This is a genomic window from Aureivirga sp. CE67, assembly GCF_015767245.1.
Taxonomy (GTDB): Bacteria; Bacteroidota; Bacteroidia; order Flavobacteriales; family Flavobacteriaceae; genus Aureivirga.
The window spans coordinates 741416-761495 of record NZ_JADOTV010000001.1 but is presented as its reverse complement, the minus strand read 5'-3'; the positions used below and the strand labels follow the sequence as shown (position 1 = coordinate 761495).

Genomic DNA, 20080 nt, shown 5'->3' with positions numbered 1-20080 from the left:
TATTATTTGTTTAAAAATAATTTGATTGTTTTACTAGATTTTTCTCCTTCTAATTGAATAATGTAGATTCCTTCAGATGTGTTTGAAGGTAAATCAATTCTACTTTCAGTTTGGATTGTTTTTCCAGTGATTTTTTGACCGATTGTGTTATAAATATTAATATTCATTTTTTCAGTTATATTTCCTGAAACTTGTAATGAATTATCAACGAAATATACAGAAATATTATTTAAGATATTATCTTCTACATTTAAAGTAGAATTCATAATATGTAATTTAAATCTTTCTGTTTTTTCGATTTCTGAGTTAAGAATTACAATGTATTCTGTATTCTCTTCCATCAATTCAAATTTATTTAATGAAGTATCTTCAAGGTAAATATATTTACCAGATTCAAAATTTTCAGCATCTAATTTGATAGAGAAAGTAGTATTTGTTTCTGCTATAATTCCTACAGGAATTGCAATAGTTTCAGAATCATTTGGAGGTAAACACTGTAGCCCTAAAGTATCTGTGTTTCCTTCTTCAGGAAGCATAGTATATATACCAAACTCTGTATTTAATCCTTCAAAAGTTAAAGCATCATAACCATCATCAAAACCATTTGTTGTTTCTTCGATAAATTTTACAATTGTTGTTTTTTCTTTAGAATCTTGAATCAGTTTTAGAGTTATTTCTTCTTGATTCGAAGTTCTTAAGAAGTTGTCATTTGCATGAACTTTTAAAGTATTTGTAAAGTTGATTACTTCTGGACTAGTTGAAGAAACTTTGATAAAAAATCCTTGTCCGATAGCAATTGTAGATTGACTAGAAGCTAAGTTTACAATATCATATTCTCCATTAGCTCCATTCCATAGATATAAAGCTTTAAATCCATCAAAGAATTTTGAATCATTTTCAGACAAGAAAGTAGAAACAGAAATAGCAGAAGTAAAAGGATTTCCTAAGAAATTCCAGTTGTTTAAATTTCCTGTATTTACATTAATTGAAGCAGATGACATTGGTTTTCCTTCAAAAGTAATTTTATCATCAGCAGTTAATTTCATTTGATAACCTTTTGCTGCTTCCATGATTTCAGTACCTGAAATTCCATCTGCTGTAAAGTATTCCCATTTCTGATTATAAGAAGCTGCATTATTATTATAAGGACCAAAAGCATATTTAGTATCTGATCCAACAGCTTTATTTAAAATAGGTGTCGAACTTGTAACTAAATCAAGAATATTTAAATCCGAAATAGGTGAAGAAATATAATGCCATCCTGTAGCGCTGATATGTCTTTCATATTTGATTTTTCCAGTTCCAGTAATGTTTCCTTTAATGATTAATGAAGCACTATTAGAAGCATCCGAATTTAAAATAATTTTCATTCCATCTTCAATTTCAATATTATTACAAGAGAATGATTCAGAGTTTTCTATTACTGGATCAATTAGAGTTGCTAAAGGAATTTTAACATCATCATTTTCTGTAGGAACTGTTCCTTTATTCCAGTTTGCTCCATTGTTCCATTTATTATCTCCAGATGTCGTCCAAATAAAAGTTGGATCCACTAAAGTAGTAACTGTAACTGTACTTGAAGCTTCAGAAGTAGTTCCTCCTCCACATGAAGTATTTGCTTTTACATAATATTGGTAAGTAGTTTCAGCATCTAAACCTGTTACTTCATATGTTGTAACGTTCCCAATATTTAAGTCATTATGAATTGTTTCAGATTCTTCTTGGATAATTTTGATTTCATCTAAATAAAATCTTTTTCCTCCACTTTGATGACTTTCAAATTGAATTTTACTATTCACTGTTCCTCCTGTAAAAGTAACTTCAATTGTATTCCAAGATAGATTAACATCTATAATTTTTGCATCCGAAAAGTTGCTTCCATCTGCTGCATGAGCAATACCCATATTTAATTCATCTCCATCATATGCTTTCGCATCAAAAATTACCTTGAAAACACCACCGTTTGTAGAACAATCAATTGTTGGTGAAGTGATAATTCCAGATCCGCTACCAGACCCAAGTCTAATAGCTTTACCTGAACTTCCACTTGTAGTAGTGTAAATTCTAGAATTTTTTGACCAGTTACCTGGAAATGGAGAAACTCCATTAGGGAACCCTTCTTCAAGAATTGTATTTTCTGAAATTATTTTTGTAACTGTTAAAGAGAAATCATCAGCCCCATTCACAGAATCCCAGTTTGCTGTAAAACTATTTGAAGCAACAGCAGATGTATTTAATGAACTTGGTGTAGAAATAGCAGGACAATTAACAGAACCTAATAAAGAAATCGTTTCTTCTGAAATTTCTGATGAGTTTACAGAGATTGTCTCATTATAACTTCCAGTTTCTAATCCAGCTTTTAATCTAACATAAACTTTTTTGTAAGATTCAGAAGTATCTATTATTAATATGTTAGTATAATTAGTATTTGAATCAAAAGAAATTTCATAATTAGTAGGTGCAGTAACAGTTAAATCTGTATTAATACTGATGTTTTCGATTTCAAAATATTCTGAATCAGAAGGGCCATTATTAATTTCATATGATAAAGCATCAAGATTAGATGAATCTATAGAAATACTAGGAGCATTTACAACTCCAGTAACACTAACCGAAACATTTGCCAATTCTGAAGAGTTTAAAATTACATTTCCTGAATAGTTTCCTTGTGTTAATCCTTCTTTTAGACGAATATAAACTCTTTCTTTACCATTTACAACATCAGCTAATACAACCGTAATTTGATCAGTAAAATTTGTAGTTCCTAAAGAAACTTCAAAGTTAGCAGGAGCAGTAACAATAATATCTTCATTTACATCAAAATTATTGATTTCAAAGTATTTTGAACCTGAAGGGCCTTGCTGGATAGTATATGAAAATTCATCTAAAGTATATTTATTTAAATTGATACTTGGAGTATTTACAGTTCCATTTAAATTCACAAAACTTTCGGTAAGTTCAGAGGAATTAATTGAAAGGTTTTCATCATAATCACCGACAGCAATTCCAGCTTTTAGACGAGCATATATATCTACAGTAGTAGATGAATTTACAGAACTAGCTAAAATTTCAACAGAAGTAGAGTAAGATGTTCCATCAAGAGAAACTTCAAAACTATTTGACCCTGTTACTGTAATGTTTTCTGAGATATTAAAATTATCTATTTCAAAATATTTCCCTTCTGAAGGTCCTTTTCCAAAAGTATATTCAAAATCATAACCAGAGATATAATCATTATCAACTGAAATACTTGGAGCTTCTACATCCCCATTTAAAGTAATAGTTTTACTATTTCCTCCTTCATAGTTTATTGTTAATGTTTCATTAAATGAGTTTGCTGTTAAACTACTTTTCAGTCTTACATAAATAGTAATCGTTTGACCATTAATTATGTTTTCCTCAATAGATAATGAATTAGAAAATGTTCCATTTGAAGTAGTCGAAATTTCAAAAGCAGAAGAATTTTCTAAACTGATACTTACATTTTCAGATGTGATATTAGCACCTGTTAAAGTAAAAGATTGTTCAGCAGATGGTCCATTCCCTAAAAAATATGTAAAGTCAATTAAATCTTCATTTATTGTTAGGTTTGGAGCATTTGGGTCAGATTGAATTACATAGAATTCATCAATTTTTGCACGTTCCTTAGAGCTACTAAAAGTTTCAATTTTAATTTTTGAATTTGCTGTACCATTTGTGAAATCAAATGATAAAGTTTCCCAAGAGATACTATTTAAATCTTGTGTTATAGAGTCATCAAAATTACTTCCATCGGCAGCATGAGATATAATAATTCTATTTTCAGAGCTACTCCATCTTAAAGCATCAAACCTAACTGTAAAATTTCCACCATTTGCAGAACAATCAAGAGTTGGAGAGATTATATATCCAGTAGTACTACTTTTACCTAATCTAATTCCTTGTCCTATAGATCCAGGATCTGCATTATATACTTTTGAGCTTTTAGTCCAACCATTTGTTATGGATCCAGTACCTGAAGGAAATCCATTATAATGAATTGTGGTTTCACTATTTACAGTATAAAATGAAGTTGTTTTGACATTATTTTTTTCTGTAGAATATCCTTTTAAATTTACAGATATTAGAAAGAAAAAAAATAATAGATAATGTAATTTTTGTTTCATATTGTCTTTGAATTAATTATGGTTAATTTTAAAAATTAACAGTTTGCAAATAAAAATTATAAATTATCAGTAGATGTTAACTTATTATTAAGAAATTTAAATTGTATTTTCTAATACATTCAAATATAGTATTTTATAATATTGTTTTTGTTAAAATAATATCACGATTACCAGTGATATTTTGAATATTGCGTTATTTATACGTTAAAAAAATATAATTAATGTAAATAAAACGCATTTTTAGATGTTTTTATAGATTTTGTATTTTTGCTTTATAAAAAGTACTAAAAGAAAAACTTGAATTAAAAACTAACGCTTATAGATACTACTTCTTAAAATTTTTCGTTACTTTGTATAACAAACTACTATGTTATGCTAAATAAATTCTTCTTGTGGTGTTCTGGAGTAGATACAGAATTGCTAGAAAAATGTCCGAAGTCAGAGAAAATTAAATACTTTGGAATTGGTGGAACAGTCTTGTTTACTGCTATTATGGCAAGTATTTCAGGAGGTTTTGCTCTTTTTACTGTTTTTAAAAATCTTTATGTAGCTATAGGTTTTGGTTTTCTTTGGGGATTGTTGATTTTTAATTTAGATCGATTTATTGTTTCAACTTTAAAAAAACAGAATTCTAAATTTAAAGAGTTTACGCAAATTTTGCCAAGAATTATTTTAGCAATCGTCATAGCAGTTGTAATTGCGAAACCTTTGGAATTAAAATTATTTGAGAAAGAAATAAATCAAGTTTTACAGGAGGAAGAAAATCAAAAAGTATTACAATCCAAAGAAGTCATAGGGCAGCAGTTTGCAGAAGATATTAAAGCTAATAATACTAAAATTGATTTACTAAAAGATGAAATTGCACTAAAAAAAGCTGAGGTAGATTCACTTTATACAACTTATATTACAGAAGCAGAAGGAAAAACTGGAACAAGAAAACTTGGAAAAGGTCCAGTTTATAAAGAAAAAAGAGAAAAACATGATTTTGCTTTTAATGAACTTCAATTACTTCAAACAACAAATCATGATAAGATCTTGGAATTAGAAGAAGCTAATAAAGATTTAAAGCAATTACAAATTGAAAAAGAAGCCGCTGCTCTCGTTGTTTTGAAAAATTCAGATGGACTTTTAAGAAGAATAAAAGCAATGGGGAAATTGGATTTTTTACCTCAATTTTTCATTATGTTACTTTTTATTATCATTGAAACCGCTCCAATTATCACAAAATTTCTAACTCCAAAAGGAATTTATGATTATCATTTTCAGAATGAAGAATCTCATGTGAAAAATTGGGCAAAACAAGAAGAAACTAAATTAGATCAAATGCTAAAATCAGCGGATCATATCAATAAAGTAGTTCATGAAAATGTTCGAAAAAATGAAAATTTAATTAAGTATAAAACTGAGAAAGAAATAGAAGTTCAGAAAACGCAAACAGAAGCTTATTTACATAAACAAGGAAGTATTTTTAAGATTTAATTGAAAAAGTTTAAAATTCCAAAAACAATTAGAAGAATACCACTTCCAACATTGATATATTTCAGAATACAAGGATTTTTTAATTTAAACAAAAAACCACTTAAAATTGCATAAAATTCTATTGCGATAAAATTTGCGATAGCTGCAACCATTGCTAATAGAAAAATACTAGGTTTAGTTTTCATTTCTATTTTACTTGAAAAAGTAAGAAAAGCAACAAAATTAAATGGATTTAAAAGTGCTAATAAAAATGGAGTTAAAAAGGTGCGACTTCGTTTTGGTTTTGTTTTTTTTAGATCGGATTTTAAAATATTTGTAGTTAGAGCTTGGTAGATTATCCAAATTCCAAATAAAATAAGAACAACTGAAGCCGAAATATTAATGTATTTATTTTCTAATGAAATTGGATTCATCAAATAGAAATCTGTAAAAAAAGCTATTAGAGTTAAGAAAAAACTTCCAATCAAAACTCCAAAAGCTCCAATACTAGCAGATTTCAAACCTCCTTTCAATCCATTATTGATAACAATAATTGCAATCGGACCAATAATAATTGAAATAGAAAATGAAAAAATAAAAACCTTTAAAATATCCATACTTTAATAGAGATAATTAAAAACTCCAAATCCAATAATTAGAACTCCACTTCCTATATTTATAAATTTTAAAATTGCAGGATTTTTAATTTTACTAAGATAATGGCCACTAAAAACAGCATAAGCTGTCATGGCAATTAATGCAGCAATAGAAGAAGCTAAACCAAGTTGAAAAGATTGTTGGTAAGACATAACATCTAAATCTTTAGCAAAAGAAATATAAGCAACAAAACTAAGTGGATTGATCACAGCCAAAAGATATGCTCCCAAAATAGGATTCATAGTTCTTTTCTTGCATTTTACATCTGAACTTAAAATGTTTGTTTTTATCGCTTTGTATGCAATCATACAACCAAAAACAATTAGAATTATAGAGCTAGAAATATCTAAAATATCTTCGTCAAAAGTAAGAGAATCTTCAAAAACCAAATTAATAGAATAAGCCGCAAAAGTCATTGTGAAATTTGCAAACCAAACACCAATACATCCTTTTAATGCTTTTTTTACACCGCCATTCAAACCATAATTTATAATCAAAATCGCAGTTGGTCCAACAACAATAGAAACCATAAAAGCAAAAATAAAAGCCTTTATCATAATTCTTCAAAGTTTAAAGTTGATCTCTTTTCTTAAAGTTAAAGAATTATCTTTTTGATTATTAATTAGTTTGAAATATTATAAATATTTTAATAATTCGATGAAAATTGAATTAACTGGTGACTGAGTGAAGTCGAAATCAAGTTCAACCTAATGCTCTCCATAATTGATTCCATCCAGTTTTCCTCTAAAAATTTTATACTGAACAAAAACATAAACCATCACCAAAATAATTGCAAAAATCCACCAATAACTTCCAATCATCAAACCATAATGCGGAGCTGCACTATTATAAACAGTTAAAGGTTCATGCATATTATTAGAAGAAGGTAAAATATCTGGAAACATTGCTATTGCAGTAGAAAAAAAGGAAGCAATAATGAATAAAGAAGAGTAAATAAAACCTGTACTTTCTTTCTTAAATTTTTTAATTCTAAAAAGCATCAGCATACTAAAAATACTAATCAAAGGAACAATCCAAAGAATCGGATTTTTATTGAAATTATCAAAAGGAAATTCTCGAACATAATGCCAAGTAATTATTCCAATAATTGTCAAAAGAACTAATCCAGAATTCCAATAAAGAATATAATTTTTAAGCTTTTCTTTAAAAGAACAATTTGTTTTAAAAATTAACCAATTCGCTCCATGAATTGTAATTATCAAAAGAGAAATCAAACCAAGTAAAAGTGTAAACCAATCAATAATTCCAAGAGATTCGGCATGTGGATTTAAAGAACTATTCCAAAGCGGAAGGAAAAAATAACTTTCATCATATTTCGCAATTCCATTTTCAACACCGCCTAAATTTACACCACGAACAACATTTCCTAATGCTAAACCAAAAAACAAAGCCAATAAAAAACTAGAAACTCCAAAAGCAGTATCCCATATTTTAAACCAAAGTTGATTATTTAATTGTCCTCGAAACTCTAAACCAATTGCTCTAAAAATTAACAGCCAAAGAATCATTATTAATGGTAAATAAAATCCACTGAAAGAAGAAGCATAAACTAGCGGAAATGCAAAAAATAGAACACCTCCTGAAGCAATTAGCCAAACTTCATTTGCATCCCAAAAAGGACCAATTGCATTTTTTAATATTTTCTTGTCTTTTTCCTTTTTTGCAAAAAACAAATGAATAATTCCAACACCAAAATCATAACCATCTAAAACAACATAAATAGCTAACATACTAAGCAAAACAATGTACCAAAATAACTCCATAATGATTCGATTTAATTTTTTTGCTGGCGCGAGTTTGTAACTCGTGTCCACATAGATATTGAGAAACACACTTCAAAAAAAATATTAGGTCAAAGAATTAGAAATGTGTTGTACAAATTCAATAGATTAATTACTAATTTCCTTTTCTTTCATCTCTTTATAAACAATTTTCCCAACCAAAACTAAAAACAACATTCCTAGCAAAAGATAAAGACCAATAAAGCCAAGAAGTGTAAAAAGTGTATTTCCAGAAGAAACTGTCGGTGAAGTTCCGTGTTGTGTTTCCATCAGATTATAAACCAACCAAGGTTGTCTTCCTAATTCTGCTGTGTACCAACCTGCAGTATTTGCGATATATGGAAACGGCATTGCGAGAATCAAAATCCAAAGCAACCATTTTCGATTTGGTAATTTTCGCTTCCAAAGATTTAAAAAAGAAAGAAACATAATTAGAATAAAAATAGTTCCAAGACCAACCATAATATGATAAGCATAATACAAACCAGGAACATTTGTCGGCCAAAGTTTTTCATCAAACTCATTTAGACCAATAACTTCTTTTTCAAAACTTTTATAAGTCAAAAAACTCAGAATTCCTGGAACTTTAATCACATTATCCAACTTTTTCTCTTGCATATTTGGCTGTCCAATCAACACAATAGAAGCACTTTGTTCCGTCTCAAAAAGTCCTTCCATTGCAGCAAAAGTTACAGGTTGATATTTTACCACATTTTTCGCTACCAAATCTCCAGTAGGCACTGCCACCAAAATGGTCGCAACAATTCCAAACTGAACTCCCATTCTCAAAAACATTCGTCCCAAAGAATGATTTTTATTCTGCAAAACATAAAAAGCACCAATTCCAGCAACCACAAAAGCTGAAGTTACCAAAGAAGCCATTTGATTATGAAGATATGCCGGCAACAGCCAAGGATTTGTAAAAAGCGCAGAAAAATTATTCAAAACAAACTTTCCATTTTCCAAAATTTCATAGCCAACCGGATGTTGCATCCAAGCATTTGTAGCAATGATAAACCAACCGCTCAACCAAGAACCTAGAAAAACCAAAAATCCAGTTAAAAAATGTAATTTCTGTCCGAGCAATTTTTCACCAAAAAGAAATAAACCAAGAAAAGAAGATTCCAAAAAGAAGGAAAACATTCCTTCCATCGCCAAAGTTTGCCCTATGACACTCCCTGTCAATTCTGAAAATCTCGCCCAATTTGTTCCAAACTGAAACTCCATCGGAATTCCGGTGATTACTCCTATCACGAAATTCAAAGCGAAAATTTTCATCCAAAAATGTGCTGCTTTATTGTAATTTTCTTTTTTGGCCAACAAATATTTCCCCTTAAAAAACACGATAATTAGCGACAAACCCATTGTCAGCTGCGGAAACAAATAATGGAAAGTAATCGTAAAAGCAAATTGCATACGATCGTAAAAAAGCATATCCTCCATAACGAAAAAGTTTTAAATAAAAGTTTTTATGGCTTTCGTTTAGAGAGAAATGAGAGAGGAAAATTGATAAAGAAAAACTTAATCAATTCAAAATTAAGCGCATAAAAAAATACTATCACTAAGATAAGTAATAGTATTTTATAATTGAAAATATTTATCTGGAAATTAGCTGCTTACTTTTCCAACAGCACAACTCACAAATGATTTTGTTTTATGCATCAAAGTATTATCCATTCCTTCTGCAGGATATCCGATTTGTGCTAATTTCTCTTTTACAGCATTTAGAACATCTTCATTAGAAATATCTACAGAAACCTCTGAAGTTTCTACATTTACTTCTACTTTTTGAACACCTTCTAATTCGCTAATTTTCTTCGTGATAGAATTGGCACATCCACCACATTTTAAATTATTTATTTTTATTGATTCTGTCATTTTACTTTTCTATTTGGTAATTTTTACTCTTCCAAGCTAGAAAACCTCCATCAACATTATAGATTTTTGTATAACCAGCTTCCTTCAACATTTTTGAAGCTTTCATACTTCTAGAGCCAGCTTTACAATAAAGATAAATTGGCTGATCTTTTTTATAAGAAGCTTCCATTTTTTTTACAAAATTAGCATCAAAAACATTGATGTTTTTTGCTCCAGCTACGTGTCCTTCTTTATATTCTTCAGGTGTACGAACATCTATAATTTCTGCTTTTTCACCCTGAGCTTTTTTCAATTGTTCCGGACTGATTTCCGTAATGATTACATTACCGTTTTCGTCTTTTGTTCCATTAGAATTACAGCTAAAAAGAGCAATACTAATTACAAAAATCCAAATAAATTTTAAGGCTTTCATCTTAGTCAGTATTAGTAATTTTGAAAATTATAAAGTTGATGGACAAACAAAATCCGAAGTTTTCGCTCCACTTTCTTTAATTGCTTTAAATCCTCCACGAACATCTGTTACATTCGTAAATCCTTTAGATTTCATGATAGAAGAAGCAATCAACGAACGATATCCACTTTGGCAGTGAACAAAATAATTTCTGTGTTTGTCTAAATCATCAATATTTGTATGAATAAAATCTAATGGGAAACTAGAAACACCAATGATATGCTCTGAATTATATTCATTTGGTTTTCTAACATCCATAGGAACTTCCATAGATTCATTCTCTAAATTTGCTTTGAATTCTTCCGCAGAAATAGAACCAATTTTATCTACTTCATATCCTGCATCAATCCAAGCTTGTAATCCTCCTTTTAAATATCCTAAAGAATTATCATAACCAACTCTTGAAAGTCTTGTTACAACTTCTTTTTCTCTTCCTTCTTCTGCTAAGAAAATAATTTTTTGATCGATATCTTGAATCAAAGCACCAATCCATGGAGCGAAACCTCCATCAATTCCAAAATACCAAGCACCTGGAACAGTTCCTTGCTCAGCATAAGCACTTTTAGAACGAGTGTCGATAACTAAAACATCTTCTTGCTCTGCTAATTTTGCAAATTCTTCTGCAGAAAGAGGTGTAGTTCCCTTGTTTACAATTTCGTCAAACTCTGTATTTACTTGCTTGTTCATTTTTACATTGTTTGGGAAATATTGTGGTGGAGTAGTCAATCCTTCTGTTACTTCTTTCACGAATTCCTCTTTTGACATATCTTCACGAAGTGCGTAGTTTGTTTTCTTTTGATTTCCTAAAGTATCAAAAGTTTCTTTACTCATGTTTTTTCCACAAGCAGAACCAGCTCCATGATTTGGATAAACGATAATATCATCTGGAAGTGTCATAATTCTGTTTCTTAAAGAATCATATAAATGACCAGCCAAATCAGCTTCTGTCAAATCAGATTTTACAGCTAAATCAGGTCTTCCTACATCTCCGATAAATAAACAATCTCCTGTAAATACACATGGAGTTTTTCCTTCTTCATCTATTAATAAATAAGATGATGATTCCATCGTGTGCCCTGGAGTGTGTAATAATTTTATTTTTCCATTACCAATAGAAAATTCTTCATTGTCTTTTCCTTGGTGAATTTCATAATTAGGATTCGCATTTGGCCCAAAAACAATAGTCGCACCAGTTTTCTTCGCTAAATCAACTTGTCCTGAAACAAAGTCTGCGTGAAAATGCGTTAAAAAGATATATTTAATTTTTGCTCCATCTTTCTCCGCCATTTCCAAATATGGTTGCGTCTCTCTTAACGGATCGATAATAGCAGCTTCTCCATTCGATTCTATATAGTATGCCATTTCAGCAAGGCATCCTGTAAATATTTGTTGAACTTTCATGTAATTTTAATTTTGATTGATACGCGTTTGTTTACAAAGTTATGAGATTGTTTTCTTTAAAAAACTAATATTTGTCATTTTTTTAAGCTATAAAAAATATGCTAAGTATTTGATTGATTTAAATATATGTCATATTTTTCATGGTAATCTGAATTCTTTTTACCAAAATATTCTACAGCATTATGAATGGATAAAAAACAGTTCTCTTTACCAATAACATCCAAAATTCCACTTCGGTGTAAAGCATCACGTACAGGACCTTTCAGATTTGTAAAATATAGCTTGATATTTTTGGCAGCGTAGAATTTTACGCTTTCTCCAAGCATCTCAATTGCAGAACTATCTACAGCACTAATTGTTTCTGCATTTAGAATAATTACTTCTAATTGATCTCCTTTTTCTCTTACCATTTTCTTCAATTTCTCTTTGAAATAAGTGGTGTTTGCAAAATATAATTCTGCATCAAATCGAACAATTAGAATTCTAGGATCTACTTTTAAGTTTTTGAATCGATGAATATTTCGATAAAATTGCGTGTTTTCTACTTGACCTAAAATTGCCATATGTGGCCTTGAAGAACGATAAATTACAACTAATAAAGATAGTGTAACTCCAACTCCAATTCCTTCTTTAATTCCCACAAAAAGTGTCATTAAAAATGTTACGATTAACATGACAAAATCAATTTTATCACTTTTCCAAAGATGTTTAAACTCGCTTACTTTAATTAAGTTAAAAACCGCTACGATAATAATTGCAGCAAGTACAGTTTTTGGTAAATAATAAAAAAGAGGTGTCAGAAAAAGAAGTGTGATTAATACAACTCCAGCAGAAATTAATGCGGCAACTCCTGTTCTTGCTCCCATTTCTTGATTTACAGCAGATCTAGAAAAACTTGCTGTAGAAGGATATGAATTAAATAATGAACCTAACATATTTCCAAGTCCAAGTGCGATTAATTCTTGATTCGGATAAATTCGATATTCATTTTGTTTACATTCCAAAGATTTTCCAATAGAAATCATTTCTAAAAAACCAATCATTGCTAATGTGAAAGCAATGGGAAGTAATTCACCTAACATATCCAATTTCAAATCTGGAACTGAAAAAGTTGGCAATCCTTTCGGAATATCTCCTACAATTTCTACAGTAGAAAAATAAGAAGCTCCGAATTTCATGATCAAAATTCCGATAATCACAACCAAAATTGCACTCGGAATTCGTTTATTTACTTTTTTCAAAAATTTGATAATCAGAATAGCAATTCCTCCAATCAGAAAAGCATACCAATTAATGGAATCTAATTCTGTCCAAATATCAAAAGTAAGTTTATGAAACTGATTACTTCTTTGTACATCAATTCCCAAGAGATTTTTAAACTGATTAAAACCAATAATTAAAGCCGCAGCAGAAGTAAAACCAGTAATCACGGGTTTGGAAAGGAAATTAACAATGAATCCCATTTTGAAAACTCCCATTAAAAACTGAACAGCTCCAGTCAATAATGCGATTAAAATCGTGATGGCGAGATAATTTTCTGTTCCAACAACAGCAATTGTAGAAACTCCAGCAGCAACAATTAAAGAATCCATCGCAACAGGCCCTGTAGAAACTTGTCTTGAAGATCCGAAAATTGCATAAACTAATTGTGGTACTAAAGCAGTATAAAGTCCATAAATTGGTGGAATTCCTGCAATTAAAGCATAAGCAATTCCTTGAGGAATCATGATAATTCCTACGGTTAATCCAGCTGTTAAATCTCCTTTGAAAATATCCAAGGAATATTTAGGTAGCCATTCTAAAATTGGAATGTATTTTTTAAAGTTCATTTTTTAGAATAATAATTCACCTTGTCTTCCTTCCTTCGTCTTTCCTAAATGCTTATAAGCAGCAGCCGTAATCTCCCTTCCTCTTGGTGTTCTAACAATAAATCCTTTTTGAATCAAAAACGGTTCGTAAACCTCTTCGATCGTTTCTGCACTTTCTCCAACTGCAGTTGCAATGGTAGAAATTCCAACAGGGCCTCCTCCAAATTTTTCAATTACAGTTGTCAAAATTCGATTATCCATTTCGTCTAATCCGTGTGCATCCACATGTAATGCTTCTAAGGCAAATTTTGCAATTTCAATATCGATTGCTCCATTTCCTTTAATTTGTGCAAAATCTCTTACTCTTCTAAGTAAAGCATTTGCAATACGAGGTGTTCCACGACTTCTTCCAGCAATTTCGATTGCTGCTTCTAATGAAATTTTTGTATCTAAAATCATAGCACTTCTTTGAAGAATTGTTGCAAGAAGTTCTGTGCTATAATATTGAAGTCTACTACTAATTCCAAAACGAGCACGCATCGGTGCTGTTAATAATCCTGAACGAGTAGTGGCACCAACTAAAGTAAAAGGTTCTAAAAAGATTTGAACTGTACGAGCATTTGGTCCCGATTCAATCATGATGTCAATCTTGAAATCTTCCATTGCAGAATATAAATATTCTTCTACAACAGGACTCAATCGATGGATTTCATCAATAAATAAAACATCACGACTATCTAAATTTGTCAATAAACCAGCTAAATCTCCTGGTTTATCCAAAACTGGACCTGAAGTAATTTTAATTCCAACACCAAGTTCGTTTGCTAAAATATTAGCCAATGTAGTTTTTCCTAGTCCTGGAGGTCCATGAAATAAAGTATGATCTAATGCTTCACCTCGTAGATTTGCAGCTTGTACGAAAATTTTTAGGTTTTCAAGAGCTTGTTCTTGTCCAGTAAAATCACTGAACGAAAGAGGTCTCAATTTTTTCTCGACATCCATTTCTTCGTTAGAAAAATGGTCTTTATTCGGATTCAAATTCTCATTCATAGAGCAAAGATAGTGAGAATAGGAATATTTTAAGAATTATAGTGAAAAAAAAGAGGTTGACAAACAACCTCCATACTCTTTTTCAATGTGCAATTAACTTTCCCCGTTTAAGTAAAAAAAAATCATAAAATAAGTTTTAAGTATTAATTTTTTTACAAGAAAATCTACTTGCGTCGTGAAGATAGTAAAGGTTTTTCAAATAATTTGTTTTTCCATAAAAATTAAAAACAGATGAAATAATAAATGGAATTAAATTTTGATGAAATTTATTTGATACAAAAGATTTTGAGGGATTGTTTTTCAGTTGGTTATATTAGGTGTTTGTTTTTAACTTTTAATAATTATTATTTATAAATAAAATAGTTTAATATTGAATAATTAATAAAAAATTAACATTTTAAAGATTTTGTAATAAAAAAAAGAATCACATAAATAATGAATAAATTATGTGATTCTTAATTTTTTATATTTTCAGTAAAACTTTCCTTTTTTTGAAGAATTATAATTTTAGATAAAGAAATTCCACACTAATCCAAATCTAAAGCTTAAATCTCTATATGGGTAGTTTGGAGCATTGAAGTAATCTCTTCCTGTAAAACTTGCAGTGAAATTTTCTAAAATGAAGTAAATTCTAGTTCTTCTAATTTGTCCACTTACGAATAAATCAAAAATTGGGAAATTTCCGATTTTGTCCGAATTTTGAATAGAAAATTCATTTAAAACAGGATTGTAAGCATTAGCATAATATTCTGTAAAATATTTAAAAGTAACCCCAGTTTTTAACAATAAAGGATCTCCTTTGAATAGATGATCTGTAAAATATAATGAGTTTCTTGTTGTGAACTCAGGTGCTCTGAAAACAGATTCTCCATCGATAACTTTTTGATACATCAAAGTATTTGTCAATGCAAATTTCCCAAGTTTAAAAGTATTTTCGGCTTTTAGTTTTAGATAATTTACAGTTCCTGAATGTTGAGCTGCCTGTGTTTGTTCTGCACTATTGAAATATGCATAATTATCAATAGAAGTATAATCTGCAGAAATATCGATCCATTTTGTATCTAAAGTAGCATTTGCATTTCTGTAGATTTCATTTTTAAAATCATTGTACCAATTATAAGATTTATATGGACTTTGATTTAAAATAAAATTGAAATTAGGTGATTTTGATGTTTCTGAAACTCCAACTTTGAAAAAGAATTTGTCTTTTTCTCCAATACTTGCATCTGCATAATATCGATGCCCTGTTAAATCACCAGAAACAATTTGAGTAACATCAGCATTCAAATTAAATTTTTTGATTTTTGCATGCCATTCGGCTCCAGCAGAAACAGAATTTCCGTCAATTTGTGAAGGAATTCTTTGATCATCAATAAAAACAAGACTTTCATATTGATGTTTATAAGTGTAATATTCAATCTTTCCTTTTAATTCCCCTAAAAGATATGGAGAGTCAAAATCTAAATAAGCTTGATTAAAAAATGTTTTGTTTGAAAGTCTATTATAAACAGTAGTTTTAAAAGATTCGCCATAAATTTCATTTGCTTTTTCTTGCGAGAAATCATAGTGTTTAGATTCATAAGCAAATCTATGTCCGATACTAATTTGATTTTGATTTGGAACAGAATCTTTGACTCTTAAGAAATTATATTTTTGATCGAAATAATATCTTTTTCCAATATAAAAACTATTTGCATCTGTATAATTTACATCCAAACGCTCTCTGTTGTTAAACTCCGAATCTCCAGATTTGAAATTCGCTAATGACTCTGCAGTCAAACCTCCATTTTCATCATTACTAAAATCTTGAGAAGTATAATGTCCTCGAATGTAATATTTTTTGTTTTTAGTATGATAATTAAAAGTAGCAATGAAATTTCCATGACTACTTAACTGGTGTCTATATTTTCCTAAAGAACGCAGCCCGTTATATTGTACCGAAAAATTGAACTGTCTTGAAGTATTCATCGTCACAAAAGCATTTAGTACTTGCCCTTGTGTAAAAGTTGATTTATAAAACAATTCAGAAGTAGGAGTAGGAACGTAATAATAATGGATATCTTTTATATTGAAATATTCATAAGTTTTTGCTGTAGCTCCCATTTGTGGAAATAATCCTTCATCACGAAAATCATAACCTAGCTTTGTATATGTTTGTCCAACATTGTTAAATGGCAGTAATTCGAAATTATCTTTTCTTCTTGGATTGAATTTATATTCTTTTTGAATGGTAAGCGTAGTATCGATATAAGTAGTATCATTTGCATAAGAAATTATTTTATAATCCTTAAAAGTAGTTTTACCGCTATAATCTACCGTAAGCTCTCCCTTTCGTACATTATCTTTAACATTTCTACTATTTAAATCGTTTCCTCCTGTAAATTGAGAAAATCCTTTCATTGAAAGTAGAATAAAAAATATAATTAATAAGTGTTTTTTCATAATCTAAATTATCTCACAAAAATAATGAAATTAGAATATAAGTAGAAAAACAAGTTTTAAAGTTTTCAAAATAAATTTTTAGTGAAAGTTTAAATAGATAAATAAAAAAATCCACATTACAGAATAATGTGGATTGGCTTTATAAAAGGATATTTGCTTTAAATTTTTTGAATTAAATCATTTTTAAATAATTCAATTCTTGTTGTGATAAATGCCTCCATTTACCTCTCGCGATGTCTTTTTTCGTAAGTCCGGCAAAAGATACACGATCAAGTTTCGTTACTGTGTAACCTAATTGTTCAAAAATCTTACGAACAATTTTATTTCTTCCAGAGTGAATCTCTAGACCAATTTCGTTTTTCTTTTGTCCTTCAACGAAAGAAATTTCATCAACAAGTACTTTTCTACCTTCAACATCAATACCAGCTGCGATTTTTTCCAAATCTTTTAAAGCTAATTTTTTGTCCAAAGTAACATGGTAGATTTTACGCACTTTGTGTTTTGGATGTGTAAGTTTTCTAGCCATTTCACCATCATTTGTGAAAAGTAAAAGACCTGTAGTGTTTCTGTCCAATCTTCCAACTGGGTAAATGCGCTCTTTTGCTGCATTTCTAACCAAATCCATCACAGTTTTTCTACCTTTTTCATCCTCCATGTTTGTGATGTAATTCTTAGGCTTGTTTAACAAAACATAACGTTTTGTTTCAGGATTCAATAAAGTTCCGTCAAAACGAACTTCATCCGTCGGTTTTACTTTATATCCCATTTCTGTAATAACTTTTCCGTTTACAGTTGCACTTCCAGCATTGATATATTTATCAGCATCACGACGAGAACAAATTCCAGAATTTGAAATGTATTTATTTAAACGGATTCCATCATCTTTCTTTTCGATTTTAACCGTCTTTTTTACATCTTTTTCAAATTTTCTTTCGTTGTTACCAGAAAATTTTCTTCCTCCAGATTGATTTCTAGAACCAAAATTTCCTCCTCTTCCACGAGAATTTGAGTTTCTTGAATCGTTCGAATTTCTTCCTCCTGCTTTGTGTCGTCCTCTCGACGAGTTTCTATTTGCATTCATTGTTTAAAAAATTTTTGCAAAATTACATTAAATCTTCTGAATATAAACCATATAAATATCTAATATTTTTATAAATAAAATCTCAGAATGGTAATTTTTAGAGTTTTAGAACTTCCGTTTTTACTATATGTTAAAATTAAATAGGTTTTTTTTATTAAAATGCTAAAAAACATAAATACGTTTTTTGTGTTATTTTTAACTTAAATTAATGAAAAGTGTTATATCTAACAGTATATTTCTGTTAAAAACGAAGAAAACTCGCTTATTTCTTTAACTTCTTTTACTTGTGTACTCTTGCAAAAAGCTGTATAATTACACCTCTCAAAAAAATTTTAACTACAAAATGACAAACAATAAACAGATTTCTATATTCGAGGCATTGTTACCTGTACTTATTTTGGTGATGATCTTGGCGTTTAATGTATATATATTTGGAGATGGAGCGACAGGAGGACCAAACCAATTTGCTTTAATTTTAGGAGCTGCCGTAGCTGCAGGAGTTGGTTTTAAAAACCGTTTTAGCTATGAAAGAATGATGGAGTTTGTTTCCAAAAATATCAAATCTACAAGTTCAGCAATTTTGATTCTTTTGATGGTAGGAGCTTTGGCGGGAACTTGGCTGATTAGTGGAGTAATTCCAGCAATGGTTTATTATGGTTTACAAATCTTAAATCCGACTTGGTTTTTAGCTGCAACCGTTATCATTACTGCAATTATTTCTTTAGCAACCGGAAGTTCTTGGACAACTTCAGCAACGATTGGTATTGCACTTGTAGGAATTGGAAGAACGCTTGGTTTACCAGAAGGAATGGTAGCTGGAGCCGTAATTTCAGGAGCCTATTTTGGAGATAAAATGTCACCACTTTCAGATACGACAAACTTAGCACCAGCAATGGCAGGAGCTACACTTTTTGATCATATAAAATATATGGCATTTACTACAGTTCCATCTATTATTATTACTTTGATTGTTTTCATCATTTTAGGATTTACATACGAGTCTGGAAATATGATGGATCATACAGCTTTATTGGAAAGTATTGAAAATACATTTTATATCAGTCCAGTGTTATTTTTGGTTCCAGTTGCAGTAATCTTAATGATTTTGAAAAAAGCCTCGCCTTTAGTTGCGCTTTTAGCAGGAACTTTATTAGCAGCAGTTTTCGCAGCATTTTTTCAACCAGAAATTGTACAAAAAATAGCTGGAGTAGAAGGAGATTATTCTTTCTCAACAATCTATAAAGGTATCATGAATGCAATCGTAGATAAAACATATATCGCTTCTGGAAATGAAGTGTTTGATGCGGAGAAATTATTTAGCGCCAAAGGAATGCAAGGAATGTTAGGAACTATTTGGTTAATTCTTTGTGCAATGGTTTTTGGTGGAATTATGGAAGCAATTGGAGCTCTAGAAAGATTGAGTAATGCACTTTTAAGTATTGCAAAAAGCACTTTCGGATTATTTGCAAATACAGTTGGATCTTGTGTGTTATTAAACGTTACAGCTTCAGATCAATATTTAGCAATTGTAGTTCCAGGAAGAATGTTTTCAAAAGCATATCAAGATAAGAATTTGGCACCAGAAAACTTAAGTAGAACTTTAGAAGATTCAGGAACTGTAACTTCAGTGTTGATTCCTTGGAATACTTGTGGAGCTTTTCAAGCTGGAGTTTTAGGAGTACCAACATTGACATATTTACCATTTGCGTTCTTTAATTATTTAAGTCCGATAATGACATTAGTTTTTGCTGCTTTTGGTATTAAAATTAAAAAATTAATCAAGAAAACTACGGTGCCTTCAGGAATTGAGGATAGTAATTTCTAAATCAACAGATTAAATAAAACTAATAAAAACACCCTAAATTTTTTTCAAAAAAAGTGTAGGGTGTTTTTTATTTGAGTTGTTT

The 20080-nt window shown here is 29.9% G+C and carries 14 protein-coding genes; 2 read left to right on the top strand and 12 right to left on the bottom strand.

Translation table 11 applies throughout. The features are described 5' to 3' along the window. Nucleotides 1-2 precede the first annotated feature (2 nt). Nucleotides 3-4145, bottom strand: coding sequence for a T9SS type A sorting domain-containing protein (locus I0K12_RS03425; protein WP_196885485.1), 4143 nt, complete (start codon nt 4143-4145; stop codon nt 3-5). Nucleotides 4146-4517: 372 nt separating this feature from the next. Here I0K12_RS03425 and I0K12_RS03420 point away from each other — a divergent pair, with 372 nt between their 5' ends. Further along, nucleotides 4518-5624 carry a DUF4407 domain-containing protein gene (locus I0K12_RS03420; protein ID WP_196885484.1) on the top strand — a complete coding sequence of 369 codons (1107 nt, stop codon included), beginning with the start codon at nt 4518-4520 and terminating at the stop codon, nt 5622-5624. Here I0K12_RS03420 and I0K12_RS03415 read toward each other — a convergent pair. The 11 genes from I0K12_RS03415 to I0K12_RS03365 all read right to left on the bottom strand — a co-directional run bounded on the left by I0K12_RS03415 (nt 5621) and on the right by I0K12_RS03365 (nt 18173). Then, nucleotides 5621-6220: a LysE family transporter gene (locus I0K12_RS03415; protein ID WP_196885483.1), complete on the bottom strand. Its 600-nt coding sequence runs from the start codon at nt 6218-6220 to the stop codon at nt 5621-5623. The two genes, I0K12_RS03420 and I0K12_RS03415, sit on opposite strands and share 4 nt — an antisense overlap. 3 nt (nt 6221-6223) lie before the next feature. Further along, nucleotides 6224-6817, bottom strand: coding sequence for a LysE family translocator (locus tag I0K12_RS03410; protein ID WP_196885482.1), 594 nt, complete (start codon nt 6815-6817; stop codon nt 6224-6226). A gap of 150 nt (nt 6818-6967) precedes the next feature. After that, complete coding sequence (gene cydB, locus I0K12_RS03405; protein WP_196885481.1) at nt 6968-8044, bottom strand: cytochrome d ubiquinol oxidase subunit II; 1077 nt, start codon at nt 8042-8044, stop codon at nt 6968-6970. Between the two features lie 126 nt (nt 8045-8170). Next, nucleotides 8171-9505, bottom strand: coding sequence for a cytochrome ubiquinol oxidase subunit I (locus I0K12_RS03400; protein WP_196885480.1), 1335 nt, complete (start codon nt 9503-9505; stop codon nt 8171-8173). A 165-nt stretch (nt 9506-9670) separates the two neighbouring features. Further along, nucleotides 9671-9940: a heavy-metal-associated domain-containing protein gene (locus tag I0K12_RS03395; protein ID WP_196885479.1), complete on the bottom strand. Its 270-nt coding sequence runs from the start codon at nt 9938-9940 to the stop codon at nt 9671-9673. A 1-nt stretch (nt 9941) separates the two neighbouring features. After that, nucleotides 9942-10352, bottom strand: coding sequence for a rhodanese-like domain-containing protein (locus tag I0K12_RS03390; RefSeq protein WP_196885478.1), 411 nt, complete (start codon nt 10350-10352; stop codon nt 9942-9944). A 27-nt stretch (nt 10353-10379) separates the two neighbouring features. Next, nucleotides 10380-11792, bottom strand: coding sequence for an MBL fold metallo-hydrolase (locus I0K12_RS03385; protein WP_196885477.1), 1413 nt, complete (start codon nt 11790-11792; stop codon nt 10380-10382). 101 nt (nt 11793-11893) lie between these two features. Beyond that, the gene (locus I0K12_RS03380) at nt 11894-13621 is read right to left on the bottom strand and encodes a SulP family inorganic anion transporter (RefSeq protein WP_196885476.1); all 1728 of its coding nucleotides are present in this window, start codon (nt 13619-13621) and stop codon (nt 11894-11896) included. 3 nt (nt 13622-13624) lie between these two features. Next, entirely contained in the window at nt 13625-14650 is a 1026-nt protein-coding gene (ruvB, locus tag I0K12_RS03375; protein ID WP_196885475.1) for a Holliday junction branch migration DNA helicase RuvB, read from the bottom strand. Between the two features lie 507 nt (nt 14651-15157). Continuing rightward, a complete protein-coding gene (locus I0K12_RS03370) occupies nt 15158-17092 on the bottom strand; it encodes a putative porin (RefSeq protein ID WP_196885474.1) in 1935 nt (644 codons plus the stop codon). 172 nt (nt 17093-17264) lie between these two features. Next, nucleotides 17265-18173, bottom strand: a complete 909-nt coding sequence (locus I0K12_RS03365) for a pseudouridine synthase (RefSeq protein ID WP_196885473.1) — start codon at nt 18171-18173, stop codon at nt 17265-17267. 343 nt (nt 18174-18516) lie between these two features. Between I0K12_RS03365 and nhaC the strand changes: the two genes are divergently transcribed. Then, a complete protein-coding gene (gene nhaC / locus I0K12_RS03360) occupies nt 18517-19998 on the top strand; it encodes a Na+/H+ antiporter NhaC (RefSeq protein WP_196885472.1) in 1482 nt (493 codons plus the stop codon). Nucleotides 19999-20080 lie beyond the last annotated feature (82 nt).